This window comes from Vulcanococcus sp. DEBay_Sum29NL08_54, assembly GCF_017859255.1.
Classification (GTDB): Bacteria; Cyanobacteriota; Cyanobacteriia; order PCC-6307; family Cyanobiaceae; genus Vulcanococcus.
In genome coordinates this window covers 45,193-53,443 of the sequence record NZ_JAFMNJ010000012.1, presented here as the reverse complement: position 1 = coordinate 53,443, position 8,251 = coordinate 45,193, and the positions used below count along the sequence as shown (strand labels likewise).

The following is an 8,251-nucleotide window of genomic DNA, read 5'->3' as shown; positions in this document are numbered from 1 at the left end:
CAGCCCGTCGGGGAAACCGTTCTGGCCGCTGTTGCCACGACTGAAACCCCTGATGGGGTGGTGGCGACGTTCAAGCGGGACGCCTTGCCGAAGGCGCAAGGAATCGGAGCCTTTGTGCTGGCTTTGGATCAACTGCAGGATCCCGGCAACCTCGGCACCTTGATGCGCACGGCCCTGGCGGCAGGGGTCAACGATCTCTGGCTCGGGGGCGGCGCTGACCCCTGCCAGCCGAAGGTCCTGCGGGCTTCAGCGGGGGCGGCCCTGGCCTTGCCGCACTGGCGTGATCCCGATCGAACGGGGCTGGTCGCGCGCCTGGCTGAGGCGGCCGCCGCGGGACACCAGCTGGTGGCCACGTTGGTGGATCCAGATCGGGCCATCCCCTACTGGGAGCTGGATTGGACCCGCCCGACGGTGCTGCTTCTTGGCAATGAAGGGGCTGGCCTGCATCCCGAGCTCGCGGCCCTGGCCAGCCATCGCGTCACCATTCCCCACAGCCCGGCCGTGGAGTCCCTCAACGTCGGTGTGGCGGCGGCTCCCCTGCTGCTTGAGCGATGGCGGCAGCAACACAACTTGGGATTGGGGGGCTGACAGGGGAGAATGCCCCCCAATTGGGCAGGCCTCAGGTGAGCGACGGCAGTTTCGACTTTGACGTCATCGTGATTGGCGCGGGCTACGGCGGCTTTGATGCTGCGAAGCACGCCGCCGAACACGGGCTGCGCACCGCGATCATCGAGAGCCGCGACATGGGCGGCACCTGCGTCAACCGCGGTTGTGTTCCCTCCAAGGCACTGCTCGCCGCCAGTGGTCGGGTGCGCGAGCTGGCCGATGCCGAGCATCTCAAGGGCTTTGGCATCCATGCCGCTCCCGTGCGCTTTGAGCGTCAGAAGATCGCCGATCACGCCAACCAGCTGGTGGCAACGATCCGCACCAATCTCACCAAAACCCTGGAGCGCGCTGGCGTCACGATCATCCGTGGCACGGGCCGCTTGGAAGGCCCCCAGAAGGTCGGCGTGCGCGAGATCAACGGCGTTGATCGGGTGCTGAGCGGCCGTGACGTGATCATCGCCACCGGCTCAGATCCCTTTGTTCCCCCGGGCATCGAAACCGATGGCCGCACGGTCTTCACCAGTGATGAGGCCGTGAACCTCGAGTGGCTGCCCCGCTGGCTGGCCATCGTCGGCAGCGGCTACATCGGCCTGGAGTTCGCTGACGTCTACACGGCCCTGGGCTGTGAGGTGACGATGATCGAAGCCCTGGATCGGGTGATGCCCACCTTCGATCCCGACATCGCCAAGATCGCCGCCCGCAACCTGATCGATGGCCGCGATATCGATGCGCGCTCCGGCGTGTTGGCCAAGTCGATCAAGCCCGGTGCTCCGGTGCAGATCGAGCTGGTGGACATGCAAACCCGCGAGCCCGTTGAGACTCTCGAGGTGGATGCGGTCCTGGTGGCCACCGGCCGGGTTCCCACTAGCAAGGAACTGAACCTTGAGGCCTGCGGCATCGAGACCAACCGCGGCTTCATCCCCGTGGATGACCAGCTGCGGGTTCTGGTGAACGGTGCTCCCGTGCCCCATCTCTGGGCAGTGGGCGATGTGACCGGAAAGATGATGCTGGCCCACACCGCAGCGGCCCAAGGCACGGTGGCCGTCGACAACATCTTGGGCCACCCCCGCACGATTGATTACCGCTCGATCCCTGCGGCGACCTTCACCCACCCCGAGATCAGCTCGGTGGGTCTGAGCGAAGCCGACGCCAAGGAGTTGGCGGCCAAGGAGGGCTTTGAACTGGGCTCGGTTCGCAGTTACTTCAAGGCCAACTCCAAGGCCCTGGCCGAGCTGGAGAGCGACGGCTTGATGAAGCTCCTGTTCAACAAGGCCACCGGTGAGGTGCTGGGCGCCCACATCTATGGACTGCATGCGGCCGATCTGATTCAGGAGATCGCCAACGCCGTGGCCCGCCGCCAGAGCGTGAAGCAACTGGCGAATGAGGTGCACACCCACCCGACCTTGAGCGAGGTGGTGGAAGTGGCCTACAAGCAGGCCGCCATGGCCATCGCCGCCTGAGGAGACGACCATGGAGATCCGCCGCAGGCCCCCGAACCCCAAGGTGAAGGTGGCCCACCTGGAGTACGCCGTTCCCCACGAGGAGGGTGAGCCCCGCAACATCCTCGAGAAGATCGTCTGGGAGAAGGACCGCGAAGTGGCGGCGGCCCGCGAGCGCGTCAGCCTCGAGCAACTCAAAAAACAGGTAGCCGATCTTCCAGCCCCCCGCGATTTTCTGGCGGCCCTGAAGGCCTCCTGCCGCAAGCCCGCGGTGATCGCTGAGGTGAAGAAAGCCAGCCCCAGCAAGGGCGTGATCCGCGAGAACTTCGACCCCGAGGCGATTGCCCAGGGCTATGCCGCTGGGGGCGCCAGCTGCCTGTCGGTGTTGACCGATAAGCCGTTCTTCCAGGGGGGCTTTGAGGTGCTGGTGCAGGTGCGTCAGGTGGTGGACCTGCCGCTGCTCTGCAAGGACTTCATCCTCACGCCCTATCAGCTCTATCAAGCCCGGGCGGCCGGGGCCGATGCGGCGCTACTGATCGCGGCGATCCTCACCGATCAAGACTTCGGTTACCTGCTCAAGGTGGCCAAGAGCCTGGGGCTGACGACCTTGGTGGAGGTGCATGACGCGGCTGAACTCGAGCGGGTGCTGGCCCTCGATGGTGTTGAGCTGATCGGCATCAACAACCGCGACCTCGCCACGTTCCACACCGATCTGGCGACGACCGAGCAGTTGATGGAGCGCTACGGCGAGCAACTGCGTGCCAAGGGCTGCCTGTTGGTCAGCGAATCGGGTCTCTTTAGCCGCGAGGATCTCGACCGCGTCCAGAGCGCCGGAGCGGATGCCGTTTTGGTGGGCGAATCGCTGATGCGCCAGGACGACGTCACCCAAGCGCTGGAGACCTTGATCGGGGGCTGAGGCCTGCTCCTAACAGGTCGGCATAAAAAAGCCCCCGCCGAAGCGGGGGCTGAGCTGTTGAAGGCGTCTGATCGGAATCAGACCTTGCGGGAGTAGTACTCCACCACCAGCAGTTCGTTGATTTCCAGAGCGACCCACTCGCGCTCGCACTTGCTGATCACCTTGGCGACCTGCTTGTTCTTGTCGAGCTCGAGGTGGGGCGGGATGTTGGCCAGGCCCGGGAATTCCAGGTTGGCTTCAGCCAGCTTCTTGCTCTGCTTGCGCTCGCGGATGGCGACCACATCACCGGCCTTGCACTGGTAGCTAGCGATGTCCACGACGCGGCCGTTCACGGTCACGTGGCCATGGTTCACCAGCTGACGGGCACCGGGGACGGTGGGGCCGAAGCCGAGGCGGAAGCAAACATTGTCGAGACGGTTCTCGAGCAGCTTCAGCAGGTTGGTTCCGGTGGAACCCTCCTGGGCGCGCGCTTTCTTCACGTAGCGCACGAGCTGACGCTCGGAGATGCCGTAGTTGAAGCGAAGCTTCTGCTTCTCTTCCAGACGGATGGCGTATTCGGAGCGCTTGCGACGGGCTTGGCCGTGCTGACCGGGGGGATAAGACCGCTTGGCGGACTTACGGGTGAGACCAGGAAGGTCTCCCAAGCGCCGCGTAATCCTCAGGCGAGGGCCGCGGTAGCGAGACATAGGTGCGGATGTTCAGGTTGATCCAGACATGGCTTGCCTGAGAGCATGGAGCTGTGGTCCAGGGACCCCACTCCGCTGCAAGGCTTAACGCCACGCCAGTTGTCGATCCTATCGCTCGGCCCGAAGCACCAATGAACAGCCTGCTTCAACGCCTGCTGCTGGCCCTGATCGGCTTCTATCGCCTGGCGATCTCGCCGCTGCTGGGCCCTCCCCGCTGCCGTTTCATCCCCAGTTGCAGCGCCTATGGCCTGGAGGCGATCGAGCGCCATGGCCCCTGGCGCGGCAGTTGGCTGACGATCAAGCGCCTGCTGCGCTGTCACCCCTGGACGCCCTGTGGGTGTGACCCGGTGCCCGATTGATGACAGCTCTGGTGCTGGTGACCCGTGTGGGCTGCTGCCTCTGCGAGGGGCTTGAGGAGAAGTTGCGTGCTGCTGGGGTGTCCTTCGAGGCGGTGGATGTCGATCGCGACCCCCAATTGCTGGCGCGCTTTGACCTGGAGGTGCCGGTGCTGCTGGATCGAAGTACTGGCGCAGAGAGGGTTTTGCCCCGCGTTTCACCGCGGCTGGGTGCGCCTCAGTTGGCCCTGTGGCTGACTCAACAGGGGGTTCAGTAGCCGGCCCGCCTGGGGTGTCTTGATTGAGGCTCACGGGACTGGTCTCAGCGGCGACGTTTTCAGCGCAGAACCGACTTAAAACAGCGGTAACGCGCGCCCACCCATGGCCCAACGGCTCCACTCCCTGCTGCGAGAGGTCGGGCTGGCTGTCCCCCCAGGGCTGGGCAATGGCGACGTGCAGGGGGTGAGCTGCGATTCGCGTCGTGTGGGCCCTGGGACTGTCTTTGTGGGGCTGCCCGGCGCCACGGTGGATGGGGGAACGTTTTGGCCTGAGGCACTTCAGTTGGGAGCGGCCCTGGCGGTGATTGGGCGCTCAGCAGCGGAGGCCAGGCCCCCGGCCGATGGTGATGCGGTGTTGGTGGTTTCCGATCCCGTCTCCCGTTGGGCCGGCCTGCTGGCGGCGGAGTTCTGGCAGCAACCCAGTCAACGCACGGCTTTGATCGGGGTCACGGGGACCAACGGCAAGACCACCACGACCTACCTGCTGGAGCACCTGGCCAGCGCTTGTGGTTACCCAGCTGCCCTGTTTGGCACCTTGATCAACCGCTGGCCCGGCCACAGCATCACGGCGCAGCACACCACGGCTTTCGCCGATGAGCTGCAGGCGCAGTTGGCCCTGGCGGCCGAATCCGGAGCGCGGATTGCGGCCATGGAGGTGAGCTCCCATGCCCTGGATCAACAGCGGATCAGTGGCTGCCGGTTTGCCGGGGCGATCTTCACGAACCTGACCCAGGACCACCTCGACTACCACCCCTCAATGGAGGCCTACTTCGAGGCCAAGGCCAAGTTGTTTGCAGCGCCCTTGCTGGCCCCTGAGGCCCGGGCCGTGGTCAATGTCGACGACCCCTGGGGCAAGCAATTGGCCGAGCGCCTGGGGGATCGCTGCTGGCGGGCCTCCTTGGAGCCGGACTCTGACGCCGATCTACGGATGGAGGCGCTGCAGATGGGTTCGCAGGGGGTCAGCGGAACTCTGATTACCCCGCTGGGTCGCGGAGCGTTCAGCTCGCCGTTGCTGGGCAAGTTCAACCTGATGAACCTGCTGGAGGCCGTTGGTGTCTTGCTGCAGCAGGGACTCCCCCTGGGGGCGATGTTGGAGGCCCTGGGCAGCTTCAAGGGCGTTCCCGGCCGGATGGAGCGGGTTCAGGTGGCCCGCGCGGACTGCGGCGACGCCGCTGCTCCGGCGGTGCTGGTGGATTACGCCCACACCCCCGACGGTTTGGAGAGTGCCCTGAAGGCCTGCCGCCCCTTTGTGGAAGGGCAGCTGATCTGTGTCTTTGGTTGCGGGGGAGATCGCGACCGAACCAAGCGTCCCCAGATGGCGGCGATCGCTGCCCGCTTGGCCGATCAGGTCTTGGTGACCTCCGATAACCCCCGCACCGAAGACCCCGAGCAAATCCTCAAGGATGTGCTGGCCGGGATCCCTGAGGGGACCCCAGTCCAAGTGGACGTGGATCGGGCCCAGTCCATCGCGGCGGCCATCGCCATGGCTGGTCCCAAGGATCTGGTCTTGATCGCCGGTAAGGGCCACGAGGACTATCAAATCCTGGGGACCAAGAAGGTCCATTTCGACGACCGCGAGGAGGCCGAGAAGGCGCTGCGCAGTCGACCCTGTTAGGGAAGCAGCTCACTCACGGCTGCGCTCAGGGCCTCGACTTCTGTGGGGAGGGTGCAGAGATGGGTGCAGGCCCTGAGGCAATCCGGTGAATCCAGCCGCCGGATCCAGAGCCCCGCTTGACCCAAGGCCTCAACCGCCTGCGCGGTCTCAACTCCCTCCAGGCGAAAGCTGACCAGACCAGCTGGCGGGGGTTCGCTCAAGAGGGTGCGGCAGCCGGGGAGCGCCTGCAGGTTTTGCCAGAGCTGGTGACTGCCCTGGCGAATCCTCTCGAGGCGTTCCGTCTCGCTGCCCTCTGCACTGAGCAACTCCAGGGATTGCCGCAGTCCACTGAAGAGGGGCACACAGGAGGTGGCGACCTCAAAACGTCGACCATCGCGGTGCCAGCTGCTGCCGGCACTGCTCTCCTGCTCGAGGCTGCGCCAACCGATCAAGGTGGGCTGGCCTTGATCTAAGAGCCTCTCGGAGAGGGCCACTCCCCCCAGGCCCTCTGGGCCGCAGCACCACTTGTGACCGGTGAAGGCGTAGATGTCGGCTGCCTGCGCCGCTTCGGCGACGGGAAGGCTGCCCATGGACTGGGCTGCGTCCACCAGCAGCCAGGGTTGTTGGGGGTGCGCCTGCAGGTGTTGGGCCACCGCAGCGATGGGCATCACGGAGCCGGTGTTCCAGAGCAGGTGGGAGAGGACCAGGAGCCGGGTTCTGGGCTTCAGGCAGGTCTGGAGCTGTTCCAGAACGGCTCCCTCAAGGGCCCGCTGGGCGGTGGACTGGCAGAGCTCCAGCACCGGCAGGGTGGCCAGGGTCAGGTTGTGGCGGCGGGCCAATTCTTGGCAGGCCGCGACCACGCCTGGGTGCTCGCAGTCACTGATCAGCAGCTCATCGCCCTCCTCCCAGGGCAAGCCCCAGAGGGGCAAGACGCATCCACTGGTGACGTTCTCTGTGAGGGCAATGCGATGGGGGCCGACCCCACACCAGCTCGCCAGGCTTCGGCGCAGGCGGCTGGTTTCCTGCTCGATGAAGGGCCAGACATCAGTTGTGAAGGGCCCCAGCTCCTGAATGGTGCGCCAACTGGCTGTGATGGCCTCGAGCGATGGGGTGGGCAGAGGCCCCTGACCGCCGTAGTTGAAGTAGGTCTTGTTGGCGAGGGCCGGGCAGAGGTCGCGAAACATTCGGTGTTCTCTTCAGTAGCCCAAGCTGCGGAGTCCGGGCCGGGGAGAGCCCATGCCAGATGCCGGCAGTCCGCTGCCGCCGCTGGGTGTCGGACGCGGTTGTTGCCTCGTTATCCAGACCAAGAGGCCAATGCCCACGATCAAGAGGATGAAACGGAAGGCCCGTCCGCTGGCTGTCATCCCATCAGCCTAGGCAGCCTGATCCCACTCCACGCCCGCGGTTTGTTGTCTGCGATGGAGGCGGAGGAGCCGGAAGCGCTCGCGGCTGCTGAACACCTGGTAGACGAGCTGCCCCTGCGTTCCCGGTGCGGGCTGGCAGTCCACCTCAGAGGGGAGAACCTCGGAGCGCAGCAGATCGCCGTTGTTGAACTGGTACCAGTAACTGCCCATGGCCCCGTTCCCGTTAGGGACGATCCAAGCCAAAGCCGCGGCGATGTCAAGGCCGATGGTTTCATCAGTATTTCTTCCCCTGGTCGAGTCCTGACTTCTGCTGGATAAGGGGGAGGAGCCGACCCCGTTCGATGAAACCCTCCGGTCTTCTGGGACTGACGCTTGGCGTTCTGGTGGCGTGTTTCTTTGTGCCGTCGTTCGCTCAAGTGTTGGTGTTGACCCTGCTCTGTTACCTGGCCTATGCGCGTTTCAGCCGGGTTTAAGCGGGCAGCTTCAACACCGCGATATTCATCCCCACGCCAGCGCTGATGCCGATCAGGTTGGAGAGGCCCAGCACACCGCTGAGGACGGCCCAGGTGGCCCAGAAGGTCCAGGTGGCGGCCAGGCAGAAAAACAACAGCGAGATCAACAGCGCTGGGATCCGCAGGGGATGCCCCACCGTCAGAAAACGAGCCAGGAACTCCGAGACCTTCCGGTAGATCTTGAACATGCGGCGGTTGGCCTGGTCTTTTGGGTTTTAACGGTTGCTGTGGGGGCTTGCTAGCGCCTGCGTTGGAGGCGTTGCCTCAGCCACGGCAATAGCAGGAAATCCATCAGCGCAAAGGTCAGCAGGCAGGGCAGGAAGCCGCGCTCGACGATGTGGCAGATCGGTCTGGTCGCATCAACCTGGCAAATCCACAACTTCCCGAGCCAATAGAGCGCAATCTTGATGGCGAAGTTGCGCCAGGAGCGAGCCGTTGGAGGTTGCATGGCGACCTAGGTGGGAGGCGTGATGCCCTGGGTGACGAAGTACACCGAGACGTACAAGCCAGCGAACACCAGT

The 8,251-nt window shown here is 64.8% G+C and carries 12 protein-coding genes; 6 read left to right on the top strand and 6 right to left on the bottom strand.

Annotation, left to right across the window (positions count from 1 at the left end):
• The 3 genes from QZ186_RS06290 to trpC form a co-directional block, all read left to right on the top strand.
• Positions 1-588 (top strand): RNA methyltransferase (locus QZ186_RS06290; protein WP_296416184.1); only part of this gene is annotated, 588 nt, incomplete at its 5' end.
• Positions 589-623: 35 nt separating this feature from the next.
• The gene (gene lpdA / locus QZ186_RS06285) at positions 624-2,066 is read left to right on the top strand and encodes a dihydrolipoyl dehydrogenase (protein WP_010318101.1); all 1,443 of its coding nucleotides are present in this window, start codon (positions 624-626) and stop codon (positions 2,064-2,066) included.
• Positions 2,067-2,076: 10 nt separating this feature from the next.
• Positions 2,077-2,961 carry an indole-3-glycerol phosphate synthase TrpC gene (gene trpC / locus QZ186_RS06280; protein ID WP_010318099.1) on the top strand — a complete coding sequence of 295 codons (885 nt, stop codon included), beginning with the start codon at positions 2,077-2,079 and terminating at the stop codon, positions 2,959-2,961.
• Positions 2,962-3,038: 77 nt separating this feature from the next.
• Here trpC and rpsD read toward each other — a convergent pair whose 3' ends face one another.
• The gene (gene rpsD / locus QZ186_RS06275) at positions 3,039-3,647 is read right to left on the bottom strand and encodes a 30S ribosomal protein S4 (RefSeq protein ID WP_010318097.1); all 609 of its coding nucleotides are present in this window, start codon (positions 3,645-3,647) and stop codon (positions 3,039-3,041) included.
• A 131-nt stretch (positions 3,648-3,778) separates the two neighbouring features.
• Between rpsD and yidD the strand changes: the two genes are divergently transcribed.
• The 3 genes from yidD to QZ186_RS06260 all read left to right on the top strand — a co-directional run bounded on the left by yidD (position 3,779) and on the right by QZ186_RS06260 (position 5,875).
• Entirely contained in the window at positions 3,779-4,006 is a 228-nt protein-coding gene (gene yidD / locus QZ186_RS06270; RefSeq protein WP_010318096.1) for a membrane protein insertion efficiency factor YidD, read from the top strand.
• Positions 4,006-4,260: a glutaredoxin family protein gene (locus QZ186_RS06265; protein ID WP_296416183.1), complete on the top strand. Its 255-nt coding sequence runs from the start codon at positions 4,006-4,008 to the stop codon at positions 4,258-4,260. The genes yidD and QZ186_RS06265 overlap by 1 nt, the downstream gene beginning before the upstream one ends.
• Before the next feature lie 103 nt (positions 4,261-4,363).
• Complete coding sequence (locus QZ186_RS06260) at positions 4,364-5,875, top strand: UDP-N-acetylmuramoyl-L-alanyl-D-glutamate--2,6-diaminopimelate ligase (RefSeq protein WP_296416182.1); 1,512 nt, start codon at positions 4,364-4,366, stop codon at positions 5,873-5,875.
• Here QZ186_RS06260 and QZ186_RS06255 read toward each other — a convergent pair.
• From QZ186_RS06255 to QZ186_RS06235, 5 genes are all read right to left on the bottom strand, one after another.
• Positions 5,872-7,038, bottom strand: coding sequence for an aminotransferase class V-fold PLP-dependent enzyme (locus QZ186_RS06255; protein ID WP_296416181.1), 1,167 nt, complete (start codon positions 7,036-7,038; stop codon positions 5,872-5,874). The two genes, QZ186_RS06260 and QZ186_RS06255, sit on opposite strands and share 4 nt — an antisense overlap.
• Before the next feature lie 12 nt (positions 7,039-7,050).
• Positions 7,051-7,218 carry a hypothetical protein gene (locus QZ186_RS06250; RefSeq protein ID WP_296416180.1) on the bottom strand — a complete coding sequence of 56 codons (168 nt, stop codon included), beginning with the start codon at positions 7,216-7,218 and terminating at the stop codon, positions 7,051-7,053.
• A gap of 9 nt (positions 7,219-7,227) precedes the next feature.
• Complete coding sequence (locus QZ186_RS06245) at positions 7,228-7,428, bottom strand: hypothetical protein (RefSeq protein WP_296416179.1); 201 nt, start codon at positions 7,426-7,428, stop codon at positions 7,228-7,230.
• Between the two features lie 259 nt (positions 7,429-7,687).
• Positions 7,688-7,918: a hypothetical protein gene (locus tag QZ186_RS06240; RefSeq protein WP_010318088.1), complete on the bottom strand. Its 231-nt coding sequence runs from the start codon at positions 7,916-7,918 to the stop codon at positions 7,688-7,690.
• Positions 7,919-7,968: 50 nt separating this feature from the next.
• Entirely contained in the window at positions 7,969-8,178 is a 210-nt protein-coding gene (locus QZ186_RS06235; RefSeq protein ID WP_010318087.1) for a hypothetical protein, read from the bottom strand.
• Between the last annotated feature and the right edge of the window lie 73 nt (positions 8,179-8,251).

Coding starts and splice junctions, on each gene's coding strand:
- QZ186_RS06245 (WP_296416179.1), bottom strand. CDS start 7,428: ATGGGCAGTTACTGGTACCAGTTCAACAACGGCGATCTGCTGCGCTCC.
- trpC (WP_010318099.1), top strand. CDS start 2,077: ATGGAGATCCGCCGCAGGCCCCCGAACCCCAAGGTGAAGGTGGCCCAC.
- QZ186_RS06240 (WP_010318088.1), bottom strand. CDS start 7,918: ATGTTCAAGATCTACCGGAAGGTCTCGGAGTTCCTGGCTCGTTTTCTG.
- QZ186_RS06255 (WP_296416181.1), bottom strand. CDS start 7,038: ATGTTTCGCGACCTCTGCCCGGCCCTCGCCAACAAGACCTACTTCAAC.
- QZ186_RS06235 (WP_010318087.1), bottom strand. CDS start 8,178: ATGCAACCTCCAACGGCTCGCTCCTGGCGCAACTTCGCCATCAAGATT.
- QZ186_RS06250 (WP_296416180.1), bottom strand. CDS start 7,218: ATGACAGCCAGCGGACGGGCCTTCCGTTTCATCCTCTTGATCGTGGGC.
- QZ186_RS06265 (WP_296416183.1), top strand. CDS start 4,006: ATGACAGCTCTGGTGCTGGTGACCCGTGTGGGCTGCTGCCTCTGCGAG.
- yidD (WP_010318096.1), top strand. CDS start 3,779: ATGAACAGCCTGCTTCAACGCCTGCTGCTGGCCCTGATCGGCTTCTAT.
- rpsD (WP_010318097.1), bottom strand. CDS start 3,647: ATGTCTCGCTACCGCGGCCCTCGCCTGAGGATTACGCGGCGCTTGGGA.
- QZ186_RS06260 (WP_296416182.1), top strand. CDS start 4,364: ATGGCCCAACGGCTCCACTCCCTGCTGCGAGAGGTCGGGCTGGCTGTC.